Annotated in this window: 16 protein-coding genes; 7 read left to right on the top strand and 9 right to left on the bottom strand. The window is 62.0% G+C overall.

Translation table 11 applies throughout. The features are described from left to right. Positions 1-241: 241 nt before the first annotated feature. A complete protein-coding gene (yghX, locus tag HBO41_RS11375) occupies positions 242-1,129 on the bottom strand; it encodes a YghX family hydrolase (protein WP_169986276.1) in 888 nt (295 codons plus the stop codon). A 44-nt stretch (positions 1,130-1,173) separates the two neighbouring features. Next, a complete protein-coding gene (locus HBO41_RS11370) occupies positions 1,174-1,668 on the bottom strand; it encodes a PaaI family thioesterase (RefSeq protein WP_169986274.1) in 495 nt (164 codons plus the stop codon). Between the two features lie 136 nt (positions 1,669-1,804). Between HBO41_RS11370 and HBO41_RS11365 the strand changes: the two genes are divergently transcribed. Next, on the top strand, positions 1,805-2,362 hold the full coding sequence (locus HBO41_RS11365) for a YceI family protein (protein ID WP_395599751.1): 558 nt from the start codon (positions 1,805-1,807) through the stop codon (positions 2,360-2,362). Here HBO41_RS11365 and HBO41_RS11360 read toward each other — a convergent pair. Then, the gene (locus tag HBO41_RS11360; protein WP_169986272.1) at positions 2,359-3,249 is read right to left on the bottom strand and encodes a DMT family transporter; all 891 of its coding nucleotides are present in this window, start codon (positions 3,247-3,249) and stop codon (positions 2,359-2,361) included. The genes HBO41_RS11365 and HBO41_RS11360 overlap by 4 nt on opposite strands. A gap of 88 nt (positions 3,250-3,337) precedes the next feature. Between HBO41_RS11360 and HBO41_RS11355 the strand changes: the two genes are divergently transcribed. Next, positions 3,338-4,663, top strand: coding sequence for a PLP-dependent aminotransferase family protein (locus tag HBO41_RS11355; protein WP_169986270.1), 1,326 nt, complete (start codon positions 3,338-3,340; stop codon positions 4,661-4,663). A gap of 16 nt (positions 4,664-4,679) precedes the next feature. Here HBO41_RS11355 and HBO41_RS11350 read toward each other — a convergent pair whose 3' ends face one another. Beyond that, on the bottom strand, positions 4,680-5,111 hold the full coding sequence (locus HBO41_RS11350) for a nuclear transport factor 2 family protein (RefSeq protein ID WP_017138971.1): 432 nt from the start codon (positions 5,109-5,111) through the stop codon (positions 4,680-4,682). Positions 5,112-5,368: 257 nt separating this feature from the next. Here HBO41_RS11350 and HBO41_RS11345 point away from each other — a divergent pair, with 257 nt between their 5' ends. From HBO41_RS11345 to HBO41_RS11335, 3 genes are read left to right on the top strand one after another with little or no spacing between them, the layout of a single operon-like run. Next, complete coding sequence (locus HBO41_RS11345) at positions 5,369-5,587, top strand: DUF6434 domain-containing protein (RefSeq protein ID WP_017138970.1); 219 nt, start codon at positions 5,369-5,371, stop codon at positions 5,585-5,587. Then, the gene (locus HBO41_RS11340) at positions 5,584-6,054 is read left to right on the top strand and encodes a RidA family protein (RefSeq protein WP_169986268.1); all 471 of its coding nucleotides are present in this window, start codon (positions 5,584-5,586) and stop codon (positions 6,052-6,054) included. The genes HBO41_RS11345 and HBO41_RS11340 overlap by 4 nt, the downstream gene beginning before the upstream one ends. A 7-nt stretch (positions 6,055-6,061) precedes the next feature. Continuing rightward, the gene (locus tag HBO41_RS11335) at positions 6,062-6,799 is read left to right on the top strand and encodes a CPBP family intramembrane glutamic endopeptidase (RefSeq protein ID WP_099549634.1); all 738 of its coding nucleotides are present in this window, start codon (positions 6,062-6,064) and stop codon (positions 6,797-6,799) included. A gap of 154 nt (positions 6,800-6,953) precedes the next feature. Here HBO41_RS11335 and HBO41_RS11325 read toward each other — a convergent pair whose 3' ends face one another. Further along, positions 6,954-8,654 (bottom strand): amidase, encoded by a 1,701-nt coding sequence (locus HBO41_RS11325; RefSeq protein WP_169986266.1) that lies wholly within the window; start codon positions 8,652-8,654, stop codon positions 6,954-6,956. A 55-nt stretch (positions 8,655-8,709) separates the two neighbouring features. After that, the gene (locus HBO41_RS11320) at positions 8,710-9,492 is read right to left on the bottom strand and encodes a helix-turn-helix domain-containing protein (RefSeq protein ID WP_099549636.1); all 783 of its coding nucleotides are present in this window, start codon (positions 9,490-9,492) and stop codon (positions 8,710-8,712) included. Between the two features lie 83 nt (positions 9,493-9,575). Between HBO41_RS11320 and HBO41_RS11315 the strand changes: the two genes are divergently transcribed. Both HBO41_RS11315 and HBO41_RS11310 read left to right on the top strand, forming a co-directional pair. Beyond that, the gene (locus HBO41_RS11315; RefSeq protein WP_169986264.1) at positions 9,576-9,881 is read left to right on the top strand and encodes a DUF2834 domain-containing protein; all 306 of its coding nucleotides are present in this window, start codon (positions 9,576-9,578) and stop codon (positions 9,879-9,881) included. After that, on the top strand, positions 9,874-10,296 hold the full coding sequence (locus HBO41_RS11310) for an MAPEG family protein (RefSeq protein WP_099549637.1): 423 nt from the start codon (positions 9,874-9,876) through the stop codon (positions 10,294-10,296). The genes HBO41_RS11315 and HBO41_RS11310 overlap by 8 nt, the downstream gene beginning before the upstream one ends. 91 nt (positions 10,297-10,387) lie before the next feature. Here HBO41_RS11310 and HBO41_RS11305 read toward each other — a convergent pair whose 3' ends face one another. From HBO41_RS11305 to HBO41_RS11295, 3 genes are read right to left on the bottom strand one after another with little or no spacing between them, the layout of a single operon-like run. Continuing rightward, a complete protein-coding gene (locus tag HBO41_RS11305) occupies positions 10,388-11,311 on the bottom strand; it encodes a sugar ABC transporter substrate-binding protein (RefSeq protein ID WP_169986262.1) in 924 nt (307 codons plus the stop codon). 42 nt (positions 11,312-11,353) lie between these two features. Then, positions 11,354-12,478 (bottom strand): phytanoyl-CoA dioxygenase family protein, encoded by a 1,125-nt coding sequence (locus tag HBO41_RS11300; protein WP_099549638.1) that lies wholly within the window; start codon positions 12,476-12,478, stop codon positions 11,354-11,356. Further along, entirely contained in the window at positions 12,478-13,323 is an 846-nt protein-coding gene (locus HBO41_RS11295; protein ID WP_017138961.1) for an SDR family oxidoreductase, read from the bottom strand. Before HBO41_RS11295 ends, HBO41_RS11300 begins: the two co-directional genes overlap by 1 nt. Positions 13,324-13,409: the final 86 nt, after the last annotated feature.

The following is a 13,409-nucleotide window of genomic DNA, read 5'->3' as shown; positions in this document are numbered from 1 at the left end:
TTAAGGGATATGGATTGCTGGCCTTTAACACTGCATGTCGATCAGGCAACACCGATCAAAGCTGAGAGGCGGGGTGTTGTGGCGAGCGGGCTTGCCCCGCGTTGGGCTGCGCAGCAGCCCCAGGGGAGTCAACGCGGTTTTCCAGATGTATCGCGTCGTGAGGTGTCAGGGCCGCTTCGCGCCCCAACGCGGGGCAAGCCCGCTCGCCACAAGAAGTTAGATGCCACAGTTCTGAACGTGTTCAGACCAGGTATTTGCGGAACCAGCCCAACGTGCGCTCCCACGCCAGATTCGCCGCTGCCTCGTCATATCTCGGCGTCGAATCATTATGAAAGCCATGATTGGCGCCCTTATAAATAAACGCCTCATAGGTCGTGCCTGCGGCCTTCAACGCCTGTTCATACGCCGGCCAACCCTCGTTGATGCGCGTGTCCAGCTCGCCGTAATGCAGCATGATCGGCGCCTTGATGCGTGGTACGTCCTTCGCATCCGGCTGCCTGCCGTAGAACGACACAGCTGCGCCGAGTTCTGGATAAGCCACCGCCGCCGCATTGGTCACGCCGCCGCCATAACAGAAGCCGGTGATCCCGACTTTGCCGGTGCTGCTGTCGTGGTGCATCAGCCATTCGATGGCGGCGAAGAAGTCGTTCATGAGTTTGGTGGGGTCGACTTTTTGTTGCAGTTCCACGCCTTTTTCATCGTTGCCGGGGTAGCCGCCCACGGAGGTGAGGCCGTCGGGTGCCAGGGCGATGAAGCCGGCTTTGGCCAGGCGCCGGGCGACGTCTTCGATGTAGGGGTTAAGGCCTCGGTTTTCGTGCACCACCACCACGGCGGGCAGTTTGTCGCTGGCCTTGGCCGGGCGAACGAGGTAGCCGCGTACGGTGCCGTTGCCTTTGGGCGAGGGGTAGGTGATGTAGTCGGCGACGACGTCTGGGTCAGTGAATTTGACTTGTTCGGCCAGCGCGTAGTTGGGGCTCAGGGCTGCCAGCAGGGCCGAGGCGGTGAGGCCGCCGAAGGTGAACAGCGCGGCGCGGTCGAGAAATTCGCGGCGGTTGAGTTTGCCGTGGGCGTAGCCGTCGTAGAGTTCCAGCAGTTCGGGGGCGAAGTCTTTCGCGGTGAGACGAGTCATCGGAGCAGTCCTCGATTAGCGGTGGTCATCACTGTAGACCAGGATCAACGTTCGCGGCCATGGGCGGAATCCGACAATTGCCGGGTATCGACGCGCACGAACACCGAGTCGCCGAGGGCGGTGAGCACGTCACCGGCGTACACCTCGCAGACCACGCGGCTTTTACGCCCCACGTGGCCTTCAACCCGCGCGCGCAGGGTCAGTGTCACGCCCATGGGCGTGGGCTTGATGAATTTGATTCCCAGGTTACCGGTCACGCAGTCGATGCGCGGCAGGCTGCCGGGCTCGCGCTGCTCGTTGCGGTAGTGGTAGGCCATGGCCGTCCAGTTGGAGTGGCAGTCGACCAGCATGGCGATCAGGCCGCCGTAGACCAGGTCCGGCCAGCCGCTGTATTGAGCTTCAGGCAGGTGCTCTGCGATCACATGGATACCATCGGCATCCCAACGGCTTTTGATGTGCAGGCCATGGGGGTTGCTGCCGCCGCAGCCGTAGCAGATGCCTTCGGGCGCGGTGATGTCCTGCAGGGAAGGGGTGTGCATGCAAAGTCCTTATTGTTTCTTTTGGCGACTACTCTGTTTAGCAGGGCACGCTGCGAAAGGGAATAAAACCATGGCATGGCGTGTTAGCTCAGCACATCTGTTCATTTGTCTTGCGGAGTGTTGCATGAAGTGTCGAATGCCCCTGTTTGTAAGCCTGGCGGTGCTCCTTGGTGTGTTTCTCGGCAACGCGCAGGCCGTGGAATACAAAGACGTCAACCGCACCGCCAGCCAGATCAGTTTTACCTTCCAGCAATTCGGGCAGCGCGTGTATGGCACCTTCAGTGACTTTGAAGGCACCCTGACCTTCGACACGCAAAAGCCTGAGGCGGCGCATGCGTTGCTCAAGATCCAGCTCGCCAGCATCGACGCCGGCAGCCAGGACGCCAATACCCAATTGCAGCAACCGGCGTGGTTCGACACCGCGACCTATCCTGTGGGCGTGTATGAGTCCAATGGCGCCACGGCGCTGGGCGATAACCGCTACAAGATCACCGGTAACCTGACGATCAGGGGCATCACGCGGCCGGTGGATATTGAGGTGCAGCTCAAGGAGCAAAGCGGCATCGGCGTGTTTGACGGGGCGTTCATCCTCAAGCGCAGCGACTTCAAGATTGGTGAGGGTGAATGGGCGGGCAACAGCGTGGTGTCCAATGACATCAACATCAAATTCAAGATGGTTGCGCCGCAGCGCTAACGGGCAAACTTCTTGGCCCCGGCCACACAGCCGATCACCGCAACCGTCACCAGCACCATGCCCAGGCTGACCTGCTCATGCAGCAGGCTCGCCGCCAGCGCCAGGCCGAAAAACGGTTGCAGCAACTGCAACTGGCCGACCGCAGCGATGCCCCCCTGGGCCAGGCCGCGATACCAGAACACAAAGCCGATCAGCATGCTGAACAGCGACACATAGCCCAGGCTCAGCCACGCCGGCAGGCTGATGCCCGTGAGGGTTGCCGGCGCCAGCATCACGCTCAACGGCGCCACCACCGGCAACGACACCACCAGCGCCCAGCAGATCACCTGCCAGCCGCCCAGGCTGCGCGACAACGTGGCGCCTTCGGCGTATCCCAGGCCGCACACCAATACGGCCAACAGCATCAGCAGGTCACCGGCCGGCGCGGCGCTCAAGCCTTGGGCAACGGCGTAGCCCATCACCAGCAGGCTGCCGAGAATCGAAAACAGCCAGAACACCGGGCGCGGGCGCTCGCCGCCACGCAGTACACCAAACACTGCAGTGGCCAGCGGCAGCAGGCCAATGAACACGATGGAGTGCGCCGAGGTCACGTATTGCAGCGCCAGTGCCGTGAGCAGTGGAAAACCGATCACCACACCCAGGGCGACGATCACCAGCGGCCCCCATTGGTGGCGTGCAGGGCGTTTTTCCCTGAACAACCACAACAACAGCACGCCGAGCATGGCGGCAATGGCGGCGCGGATCATGGTCAGAAACACCGGGTTGAACTCCATCACCGCCAGGCGCGTGGCTGGCAAGGAGCCGCTGAAGATGACGACGCCGATAAAGCCGTTGATCCAGCCTTGGGCGTTGGTATCCGGTGCAGTGAGGCTTGCGGTGCGTTCCATGGTGAGGGCTCGAACTAGGTGGTTGCGTAAACACCATCCTAGGGGCCAGGATTAAGACAATCAAAAAATTGTCATGGATACACCGCCTATGCCGCGCGCCCGCTACAAGTCGCTGGTCGACACCTTTGCCCAAGACATCCGCAGCGGCGCACTGGCGCCCGGCACACGCCTGCCCACGCACCGGCAATTGGCGGCTGAACATGGCCTGGCGTTGGTCACCGCGAGCCGGGTGTACACCGAGCTTGAAGCCATGGGCCTGGTCAGCGGCGAAACCGGGCGCGGCACCTTTGTGCGGGAAATCGCCTTGCCGCCGGGGCAGGGCAGTGGGCAGATGAATGTGGCCACCGGCATGCTCGACCTGAATTTCAATTACCCCTCGCTGCCCGGCCAGGCAGACCTGCTGCGCACCGCTCTGCGCCAATTGGCGCTGTCGGGCGACCTGGAAGCGCTGTTGCGTTACCAGCCGCATGCCGGTCGTCTGCATGAGCGCGCTGCCGTGGCACGGCATCTATTGAGCCGAGGCCTGGCGGTTGAGGCGGAGCAGGTGCTGATGGTCAGCGGCGCCCAGCACGGCCTGGCGGTGACGATGATGGCGTTGCTCAAGCCTGGGGATGTAATTGCCGTGGATGCGCTGACCTATTCAGGCTTCAAGGTGTTGGCCGAAACCCTGCACCTGGAAATCGTCGCCATTCCGGTGACCGCCAGCGGCCCGGATCTGGCGTTCCTGCACGCGCTGTGCCGCAGGCGCCCGGTGCGTGCGGTGTACAGCATTCCAACCCTGCATAACCCGTTGGGGTGGGTGATGAGCCTTGCGCAACGCGTGCAACTGATTGCCATCGCGCGTGAGCACCATCTGATGCTCATTGAGGACGCGGCCTATGCGTTTCTGGCCGAAGACGCGCCACCGCCGCTGGCCACATTGGCGCCTGAGTGCACGGTGTACGTGGGCGGGTTATCCAAAAGCGTTGCCACGGGTTTGCGCGTCGGGTTTATCGCCGCGCCGTTGGAGTGGGTGAAAAAACTGGAGCGCACGATCATGGCCACCACCTGGAACGTGCCCGGTGTGATGAGCGCGATTGCGGTGGGCTGGATCGAGGACGGCACCGTCGCGCAGCTCGAAGCACAAAAGCGCCAGGACGCACGTGCACGCCAAGCCTTGGCTGCGCAGGTGCTCAAAGGCGTGCCTTACATCAGCCATCCGTCTTCGTATTTTTTGTGGTTGCCGCTGGGGGACGAGGCGCGGGCCGATCAGGTGTCCATGGCCTTGCAGCGCGAGCAGATTTCCGTGTCCACCGCCGAGCCGTTTGCGGTCTCGGCCACGGTGCCGCACGCGCTGCGCCTGGCGCTGGGTTCGGTGAGCATGGCCGCGCTGGGTGAGGCGCTGCTGAAGGTCCGGGAAGCGGTGCGGTGGTGAGCCGCACCGCTTGGCGTCAGTATTTGTAAGCCTGACGCCCGATCAGCAGCCATTTGCCTTTTTGCTTCTGCCAGACCTGGAAGTTGTCGATATCGGTCGGCACTTCGACGCCGCTGTTCACGGCCAGGGCGTGAAAGTGGTTGCGTACCAGCGCGGTGTCGCCGTCCAGGGTGATGGTCTGGTTTTGCATTTCGAGGGTTTTGAACGCGCTGGTGTGGGTTTCCAGGTCAGCGATAAATTGCGCTTTGTTCTGCACCTTGCCGCTGGAGTGGCCATAGGTGAGCTTGTCGGACGTCAGCGCGTGCAGCGCCTTGAGGTCCAGGTGCAGCATGGCTTGGGTCAGTTGGTCGACCGCTTGAGCCACATCCTTTTCGGCCGGGGCAGGCGCAGCTGCGACGTAGCCGGTGAACAGGCACAGAAAACCGATCAGCACTTTGACGTTTGGCATGGGTGTTTCCTTATTGTTGTTGGGGTGAACACGACAACTTAAGTCGTCGTACAACCATGCAATATTTTCGGGGGGCAAGGAAAGTGAAATTTTGAAATATCTCGAAAAGATTAAGCTAGATGGCGTCGTAAATCACATAGCTTCTTGTACGACGTCCCAACACAATAAATAACTGAGGGCGGTACACCTTGTCGCTTCCAGCCCAACAAGCCGATCGCTATGCTACTGCGCAAATAACAAGCCGCCCGAGAGACAACATGGATTTTGACTGGCACAGCGACGCCATCACCCGCGCCACTCCCGTGACCCCACACTACAAAAATACCCAGAACGTTCGCCGTTTCATGCTCGAACACTGCGGCCCGACGTTCAAGTTCGACCGGCCGTTCATGGCCTGGATTCGCAACGACATGCCCAAAACCTTGGGCGATGTGGTGGATGAGTGGCAACGCCGCAACGAGGACGCACGCCCATGACACGCGACGAAAAATACCAGGCTGTCCAGGAACGCATCGGCTACCTGCTGGAGGAATTCAAAATCGGCGGCAACTACACGCCGTTGGTGCGCGATGGCAACCAACTGTACATCAGCGGCCAGATTCCGCGTGTCGGTGACACCCTCATGCTGCCGGGCAAGGTCGGTGAAAGCCTGACCCTGGCCCAGGCGCAAATCGCCGCCAGTATCAGCGCGTTGCGTTGCCTGGGGTTGCTCAAGCAAGCGCTGGGTTCGCTGGATCAGGTCAAGACCCTCGTGCGTATCACCGTGTATGTGCGCAGCGCAGAAGACTTTGATCAGCAAAGTGAAGTGGCCAACGCCGCGTCGGACCTGTTCCACGAAATCCTCGGCGCTGCCGGTGTGCACACGCGCACGTCGGTGGGGGTGATGCAGTTGCCCAAGTCGGCGGCGGTCGAGATCGACATGATTGCTGTCGCACACGGTTGAGTGACCGATGATTACCCAAGGGCTTGAGGTACTGATCGACTACGCCGTGCACTTGGCGCCGGGTCTGCTGCTGTTTGGTGCGTGGTTCGCGTTGACACCGAGGGCGCAGGTGGCGATGCGCATCCTGATTCTGCTGGCGGCGTTTGTGCTGATGCGCGATGTGATGACGCCGCTGGGTATGTGGGCGGTGAGTCGCGATGTGCAGATCGCATTCAGTGGCAATGCCTTCGTACTGGCGGCGCTCGGCGGGCTGTCGGTGCTGCTGATCATGCTGCTCTCACGCCTGGCACCCGAGTTGTGGCGGTTGATGCGTTGGTCCATTGGCAACCCGTTGGTTGGCATGGCGGTGGGGGTTGTGGTCGGCTGTTTGATCGGCGTGCCACTGCGGGTTTACCAAGGCATTGATGCAAGCCAGTTCCACGGCTACTGGGTGTGGTTGCCGGGCATGGTGGTATTGGCCTATGGCGCCAATGCGTTGGAGGAAGTGCTGTTCCGCGGCTTTTTGCAGGGTTACCTGGAGCAACAGGTTTCGCCATTGCGCGCTGCGTTGATCAGCGGCGTGGCCTTTGCAGCCTGCCATGGGTTCCTGGCCTTAAGCGTTACCCAACTGGGCTGGCCGGTGTTGCTGTTCACCCTGCTTGAAGGGTTGGCCTGTGCGCTGGTGCGCATGCGTTACGGCGTACTGCCCGCCGCACTCGCCCACGGCACCGCCATCCTGCTGATCGCCGTGCCCTACATGGCCTGATCTGAAACACAACCCTGATCGCCCTGATCGTTCCCACGCTCCGCGTGGGAATGCAACCCTGGACGCTCTGCGTCCGCTCTTGAAGTCGTGACGCGGAGCGTCACAGAATGCGTTCCCACGCGGAGCGTGGGAACGATCAGTGATCCCACATTTTTTACAACGGCGGTGTGCGCGGTGGGATCAGGCGTTTGCTGCCGGTGGCTTCATACGCGCTGGCAAAGCTCAGCAGCGCCGAATCATCGTAAGCACGACCGGCAAAGGTCAGGCCGACGGGCATGCCGATGTCGGCCATCACGCCCATCGGCACGGTGACGGTGGGCACGCCGAGGTGGCGGATGGCGAGGTTGCCGTTAGCGACCCACACGCCATTGCTCCAGGCGATGTCGGCACTGGCTTCGTTCACGTCGGCATCTGCCGGGCCTACATCGGCCACGGTCGGGAACAGCACCGCATCGAGCCCAAGCGTGTCCATCCAGTCTTCCAGGTCGATGCGCCGGGTTTGCTCCAGGCCGCGCAAACCGTCCGGCACCGTGCTGATCTCGTTCCACGGCGTGATGCCGCGCTCGGCCATGCGCACGTATTCGTCCATGCCGGCGGCCAGGTCATCTTCGCGGTTGGGCAGGGTGCCCGGGTCGTGCGGGAAGATTTTCGGCCCATCGACATCCGCCAGGCGGTTGAGTGCCGGGTCGTTGTTGGCGCGCAGAAAGTCATCAAAAGCCCAGGCCGACAGTTCCCACAATTCGTCGTGCAGGAATTCCCTGGAAACCAAGCCACGGGTAAACACGGTTGGCGCGCCAGGGCGATCGCCTTCGCAGTTGGACACCAGCGGGAAATCCACCTCGATCACTTCGGCGCCGGCGGCTTGCAGCGCCTTGCGTGCAGCTTCCCACAGGTCGATCACGCTGGCGCGGGTGTTGATCTTCTGCCCGGTCGGCCCGCCAATGCCGGGCTTTTCGCTGGTGCCCGCCTCGGGGTCGGCATTGATGTACATGCGCGGCACGCCGAAACGTTTACCGGCGAGGGCTTCGCTGCTTACCGCCAAGTCGGCGTAAGACACGGGGCGCACCGACGCTACGCTTGGGATTGGCACCCAGGGCTGCAGGCGCCACAGGTCGCCACGGGTGTCGGAGTCTTCGGCGACCACCACATCCAGCACTTCCAGCAGGTCGGCCATGGTGCGTGCATAGGGCACCACCACGTCCATGGTCGGCGTGAGCGGCCAGTTGCCGCGTACCGAAATCACCCCACGGGACGGTGTGTAGGCGCACAAACCATTGTTGGACGCCGGGCCACGCCCGCTCGACCAGGTTTCTTCAGCCACACCAAAGGCGGCGAAGCTTGCCGCCGTGGCGGTACCCGCGCCGTTGGACGAACCGGAGGCAAATGGTGCAGTCAGGTAGTCGGCGTTGTAAGGGCTTTCGGCACGGCCATACACACCCCGCTGCATCCCGCCATTGGCCATCGGCGGCATATTGGTCTTGCCCAGGCAGATGGCGCCGCCCGCTCGCAAGCGTTCGATGGTGAAGGCGTCGCGCTGCGCAACCAGCTTGGCAAAGGCCGGGCTGCCGGATGCGGCCGTAAGGCCCTTGACCAGGTAGCTGTCCTTGGCGGTATAGGGAATGCCGTCCAATGGCCCCAACGTTTCGCCCCTGGCCCGGCGCGCATCGGACGCTTCGGCTTCTTTAAGGGCTTCGGGGTTGCGCACTACCACGGCGTTCAAGGCGGTGGCGGTCTGCGGGCCGTCATAGGCATCGATCCGCGCCAGGTAGGCGTTTACCAGTTCAACGGCAGTGGTCTGGCCGGTTTCAAGCGCCGCGCGCAGTTGGGCAATGGAGACTTCGGTAACTTGCATCACGTTTTTTTCGCCGCCTTCAAGTGGGAGGTATGGCGGCAGTCTACGGACAGATATTTCACAAAACCAGCGCGGCATGCTCCGCATAGGCGGCGCGCATGACTTGCCACGTCGGCTCGTCAGCCGGAATCAGATGCTCGATACGCAGCGACGTGAGGGTGATGTCCTGGGGCATGCCGAACGTGGTGAAGGTCGACAGAAAGCTCAGCTCGCCCTGGGGTGAGCGGATGCGCGTCAGCGCCAAGGGCGGCATGTGGCCGGGTGGTTCGGTGTGGGTGGGCGTCGGCAGGCTGGCTAATAAAACCGCCAATTCAGGATTGCCCAACGCCTCCCGGCTGGCGCGTTGCCAGGCAAGCGTGCGGATCTCTTCGGCGTTGATCAGGTGGTCGCCAAAGCCGCCGGTTTGCAGCAGCGTGGTCAGCAGGTTCAGCCCGTCTGCCGCATCCGGTTCAAGCCCCAACAATTCAAACAGGACGCCGGTACTCGCATTCGCCGCCAGCACTTGCCATTGGCTGCCGAGCAGAATCGCCGGGGCCGGGTTATTGGCGTGCAACACATGGCTGACGGCTTCGCGAATCGCGGCCATGGCCGGTGAGGCGAGCGGGGTGGCGGTGTAGCGTGGCGCGTAGCCGGCGGCGAGGAACACGCGATTGCACTGCTCAAGCGGCACATCCAGCGCGGTCAGTAAATTGTGCAACGTGCCCGGGCTCGGCTTGGCGCGGCCGGTTTCGATGTAACTGAGGTGGCGTTGCGAAACGCCGGTGATCAGCGCCAGGTCCAGCTGGCTCAGCTTGGCGTGGCGACGCAGTTGGCGCAGTTGGTCGCCGGCAGTAGTGTCCATGGCGGGTTCATAACCTGTGAGGTCATTGCGAGGGCCAAGACCTTATCACTATCGTGAGCTTCATTCACTTCAAGGACGAGACCATGCACAGACCCTCTATTGCCCTGGTCGGGTTAGTTGGATTTTCACTCTATACACTGGTGACGATGCTCACCGCCGAGCAATCGCTGCTGGCCTTCGGGCGGCAATTGATGTCGCGTCCGGACACCGCGCAGGTAGTGATGGACCTGTACCTGATGGCGGTGCTGGCGTGTGTGTGGATGTATCGGGATGCGCGTGGTCGCGGGCGGTCGGTAGTGTCTGTGCTGCCGTATTTCTTGCTGACGGCAGTGTTTGTTTCGGTGGGGCCGTTGCTTTATATCGTCGTCAATGGGTTGCGCGATGAATGACCTGCTGGCTATCTACGCAGGCTGTGTGCTGGTGCTGTGCCTGAAAATGTTCGCGATTTCCTGCTACCAGGGTTTTTGGCGGATTCGGCGGCGGGCGTTCACCAACCTTGAAGATGCAGCATTCTTCAGCCGCATGGCGCAGCCACAAGAATTGCCACACGTCGTGAGGGCGCAAAGGGCGTGGGCCAATGACCTGGAAAACATCCCGCTGTTTTTTGTGTTGGGCGGATTATGTGTGGCGCTGGGGAGTTCCCAGGGTGTCACGGGTTGGCTCTTTGGCCTGTTTACCCTGGCCCGATTGGCGCACACGGTGACGTATCTGGCAGGGCTGCAACCCTGGCGCACGCTGGCCTATGCAGTGGGCGTGGCCTGCCTCTTCGGGCTCGGTGCCCTGGTGGTCTTGAGGCTGAGATGAAATCCCCCCTGGCTGAGCAAACTTATTGTGGCAAGCCCGCTCGCCACAACAAGCCCGCTCGCCACAAGAAAACCTGGCCATAGGCAAGGGATTAAGGGTTCAGAAACGCCTGGTAATTGTCTTTGGTGATCTGCTGATAAGGAATGGTCAGCTCAGCCACATAGGGTTCCTTCTTGACCATCTTCACCGCCAGATCAATCGAGCCGACGGCCTGGCCTTTGTTGTCCTGATACACCGTCACCAGCAACTGGCCCTTCTTCACCGCGTCCAGCCCCGCTGCGCCGCCATCGCTGCCGGCCACCAGGATATCCTTGCCCGGTTGCATGCCCGCCTGGCTGATCGCCATGGCGGCGCCAATCGCCATTTCATCGGCATTCGCCGCCACGGCATCGATTTTGCGTCCGGACACAATCCAGTTGCTCATCAGGTCAATCGCCTTGCCGCGCTGCCATTCGGCGCTTTGCTCCTCGACAATCTTGATGTCCGGGTAATCCTTGAGCACCGTCTTCACCCCCAGCGTGCGGTTGTGCGTGGCGTTGTTGGACAACAGCCCGAGCATGATCGCTAGGTTGCCCTTGCCGCCCATTTTCTCTGCCAGGTAGCGCATCTGGATTTCCCCGGCCTTGATCTCATCCGAGCCAACATAACCCACGCCCGGCGGCACGTCCTGGAACTCCGGGCGGCGGTTGACGTACACCAGCGGCATCTTGGCCTGCTGGGCATTGACGGTCATTTTCTGCGTGGCCGCCGTGTCCACCGCGTTGACGATAATCGCGTCCATGCCCTGGGCGGTAAAGTTCTGCACCTGATTGAGTTGGCGCACCACATCGCCCTGGGCGTCTTCAAATTGCAGGGTCACGCCGGGTAGCTCCTTGGCGTGGGCCGCCATGTAGTCACGCATCTGTGCGAGGAACACATCGTCGACCTGGGCGATGCTCACGCCGATACGTATATCCGCCCAGGCCCAGGGCGTAACAGCGAGGGTCAGCAGTGCTGCGAGGAGTTGCTTCTTCATGGTTATGCTCCGTTCTTTTTGTTGTTGTAAAAGCAGTGGGATTCACGCCTGGCGCTTGGCCCGCAGTTGCGCCACGGCAGCGGCGAAGTCTGAATAGGGCCAGCGTTCGTCAAGGGCTTGTTGCATTAATTGCTGCCCGGTTTGCGGGGCGAGCCCGTGCAAGGGCGGGTCGGTGTCGAGGTTGGTGGGGAAGGCATAACCGTCGGCCGTACAGGCGATCACCGCTTCGGCATTCAACGCAGGGTTGGCCAGCAACACCGGGTACACCGCGAGCATCATGCGGTCGCGGTCGAGGGCTTCCATGGGCTTGCCGAACGCCGACGAGATTTGCAGCAGGTTGGCCATACGCCGGTGGTGGGTCGTGCGGTTGGTACCCGCCGCGTGGAACAGCGCCGGGTTGAAGAACAGCAGGTCGCCCTTGTTCAGCGGCAATTGCACGGCGTGCTGCTGGAAGTAGTCGATAAACTCTGCGCAGCGCCAGGCCAGGTAACCCAGCGGGTATTGCTGGGAGAAGGGCAGCAGTTGGGTCGGCCCGCTTTCCAGCGGCATATCCGAATGGGCCACCGCGCCTTGCAGCGTCAGGTATTGCGACAACAGATGCAGCGGCAGCGGAAAGCGTTCAACCACCTCAGTGGTCTGAAAGCCCAGGTGATAGTCACGGTGCGGCTGTTGCGCCTGCCCGCCAGGGTGGACCACGTTCACTTGCGCGGTCATCTGAAAGCTCGGCCCCAGCCACGCTTCGGCGATCAAACCGAGCAGCGGGTTGGCGTAGTACTCGGCAAACGATTCCGGCGACTGCAGCGCGGCTTTCTGCAGCGAATTCCAGATGCGCCCGTTGCTGCCGGCCTGGGCAAAATGGTCGGCGGCCACGCCTTGCGCAGCCTCATGGGCAAAGATCGCCTCGAATACCTGGCTATGGCGATCGACCACCGCCAGGTCTTCATAGGCCTGGCGCACCACCATCACCCCAGGCCCGTCGCGGAACAGGTGATGCAGCTCATCCATGACGCGCAAGCGCTCGCTGTTGCGTAAAGTGCCGGCCTGATAGATCGGCACATTGCTCACCACCTCGGCACACAGCGGGTAGTCCTCGGCGTTGGTCCGTTGGGCGCAAATACGGCTGAAATCCGCCAGGCGCACCGCCGCGCCGGTCACGAACGCCGACATCACACACCTCCCGGCAGGCTCAGCGCCTGGTGCGGTTGCGGGCTGCCGCTGTCGGTGCAGCCGACCACGCCTTGCTCCAGGTCGATCACCGAGCCGGTCATCATCCCGGCTTCACGCGAGAGCAAAAACGCCACGCTTTGCGCCACTTCTTCGGGCTTGAGCAGCCGCCCGAACGGCTGCGCGCGCTCGGCCTCGGCCAGCCAGCCGTCCTGCGCGCCGTGGTATTGGCGCTGGATCTGATCCTCGTGAGGCGTGTCCATCCAGCCGATATTCAGGCCATTCACGCGGATGCGATTACGCAATGCGCTGAACGCCACGTTCTTGGTCAAAATCGCCAGCGCGCCCTTGGACGCCGCATAGGCGCTCAAAAACGATTGCCCGCCATGCCCGGTGATGCTCTGGATATTCACCACCGCGCCTTCCACGCCGGTGCTGATCATCAGCTTGAGTGCTTCCTGCATCAGAAAAAACGGCGCCCGCACGTTCACCGCAAACAGCCGGTCAAACAGCTCGGGCGAGGTGTCGAGAATAGTGCCGCGATCCGACATGCCGGCGCAGTTCACCAGCCCGTGCAAGGTGCCGAAGTGGGTGCGTGCTGCGTCGATGATCGCACGGCAATCCTCGACGTTTTCCAGGTCGGCCTCGACAAAAAATGCCTGGCAATCGAGCTGTGCCAGTTGCCGGACCTGCTCTTCGCCCTCGGCGCGGCGGCGCCCGCAGACGATCAGCCCGGCAGCGCCACGCTGCGCCAGGGTATGTGCCACGGCAGCGCCCAGCCCCTGAGTGCTGCCGGTGACAACAAAATATTGGCCGTTGAATGCGCTGGCGAGATCGGTGTGAGGCATGCGGTTCTCCTGAAATTGTTGTTGTTTTATCGACCCGGCTCGACGCCGGGCAAAACTGAGACTAGCATTGCAAAACCTCAGTAACG

This window comes from Pseudomonas sp. WS 5146 (genome assembly GCF_012985495.1).
Classification (GTDB): domain Bacteria; phylum Pseudomonadota; class Gammaproteobacteria; order Pseudomonadales; family Pseudomonadaceae; genus Aquipseudomonas; species Aquipseudomonas edaphica.
Note: the sequence above shows the minus strand (reverse complement) of the source record. Positions and strands in the feature narration are given on the sequence as shown.

Bases quoted from the DNA above. Each gene is read 5' to 3' on its own strand.
- HBO41_RS11370 (WP_169986274.1), bottom strand. From the start codon at position 1,668: ATGCACACCCCTTCCCTGCAGGACATCACCGCGCCCGAAGGCATCTGC.
- HBO41_RS11335 (WP_099549634.1), top strand. From the start codon at position 6,062: ATGATTACCCAAGGGCTTGAGGTACTGATCGACTACGCCGTGCACTTG.
- HBO41_RS11300 (WP_099549638.1), bottom strand. From the start codon at position 12,478: ATGTCGGCGTTCGTGACCGGCGCGGCGGTGCGCCTGGCGGATTTCAGC.
- HBO41_RS11360 (WP_169986272.1), bottom strand. From the start codon at position 3,249: ATGGAACGCACCGCAAGCCTCACTGCACCGGATACCAACGCCCAAGGC.
- HBO41_RS11365 (WP_395599751.1), top strand. From the start codon at position 1,805: ATGCCCCTGTTTGTAAGCCTGGCGGTGCTCCTTGGTGTGTTTCTCGGC.
- HBO41_RS11350 (WP_017138971.1), bottom strand. From the start codon at position 5,111: ATGCCAAACGTCAAAGTGCTGATCGGTTTTCTGTGCCTGTTCACCGGC.
- HBO41_RS11340 (WP_169986268.1), top strand. From the start codon at position 5,584: ATGACACGCGACGAAAAATACCAGGCTGTCCAGGAACGCATCGGCTAC.
- HBO41_RS11295 (WP_017138961.1), bottom strand. From the start codon at position 13,323: ATGCCTCACACCGATCTCGCCAGCGCATTCAACGGCCAATATTTTGTT.
- yghX (WP_169986276.1), bottom strand. From the start codon at position 1,129: ATGACTCGTCTCACCGCGAAAGACTTCGCCCCCGAACTGCTGGAACTC.
- HBO41_RS11315 (WP_169986264.1), top strand. From the start codon at position 9,576: ATGCACAGACCCTCTATTGCCCTGGTCGGGTTAGTTGGATTTTCACTC.
- HBO41_RS11305 (WP_169986262.1), bottom strand. From the start codon at position 11,311: ATGAAGAAGCAACTCCTCGCAGCACTGCTGACCCTCGCTGTTACGCCC.
- HBO41_RS11345 (WP_017138970.1), top strand. From the start codon at position 5,369: ATGGATTTTGACTGGCACAGCGACGCCATCACCCGCGCCACTCCCGTG.
- HBO41_RS11310 (WP_099549637.1), top strand. From the start codon at position 9,874: ATGAATGACCTGCTGGCTATCTACGCAGGCTGTGTGCTGGTGCTGTGC.
- HBO41_RS11320 (WP_099549636.1), bottom strand. From the start codon at position 9,492: ATGGACACTACTGCCGGCGACCAACTGCGCCAACTGCGTCGCCACGCC.
- HBO41_RS11355 (WP_169986270.1), top strand. From the start codon at position 3,338: ATGCCGCGCGCCCGCTACAAGTCGCTGGTCGACACCTTTGCCCAAGAC.